Annotated in this window: 2 rRNA genes; both read left to right on the forward strand. The window is 41.6% G+C overall.

The features are described from left to right. Window positions 1-7: 7 nt before the first annotated feature. A 5S ribosomal RNA gene (gene rrf, locus PAND9192_RS20400) occupies window positions 8-123 on the forward strand. Window positions 124-543: 420 nt separating this feature from the next. Continuing rightward, window positions 544-658, forward strand: a 16S ribosomal RNA gene (locus PAND9192_RS20405); the annotation flags it as partial.

Below are 658 nucleotides of genomic sequence, written 5' to 3' on the forward strand. Positions count from 1 at the left end.
GAATTTGCTTGGCGACCATAGCGTTATGGACCCACCTGATCCCATGCCGAACTCAGTAGTGAAACGTAATAGCGCCGATGGTAGTGTGGGGTCTCCCCATGTGAGAGTAGGACATCGCCAGGCTTCAAATTATGAGAGCCCGTTCAATGAACGGGCTTTTATTTCGCTCTCACTGATTGAAATGTGAGCGACGTCAATAGAGAGTTTTTACTTTTTAATCAATTGATAAAAAAGATGAAAATTTTGTCTTGACTGAATATCAGAAAAGCGTATTATACGCCACCTGACTTGCTGAAGCGTAAAGCGCTAAGGCATTGAAAGTCAACGTTCTTTAACAATTTGACCATGCAATCTGTGTGGGCACTCGTTGAATAGTTAAGTCGAAAGATTTATCAATGAACTGAGTGACCAATACAAATAACTACGGTTATTTGGCACAGTCAATTCATTACCATTCTGTTGGAATGGTAATAGCTTTAAAATTACTAAGGTAGTTTTGAAGTCAGTATTCATTGAGCCGTTTCGAAAGAAACAACAAAACTTTAATTGAAGAGTTTGATCATGGCTCAGATTGAACGCTGGCGGCAGGCCTAACACATGCAAGTCGAGCGGTAACAGATTGATAGCTTGCTATCAATGCTGACGAGCGGCGGACGGG

Source organism: Photobacterium andalusiense (assembly GCF_900185625.1).
Taxonomy (GTDB): domain Bacteria; phylum Pseudomonadota; class Gammaproteobacteria; order Enterobacterales; family Vibrionaceae; genus Photobacterium; species Photobacterium aquimaris.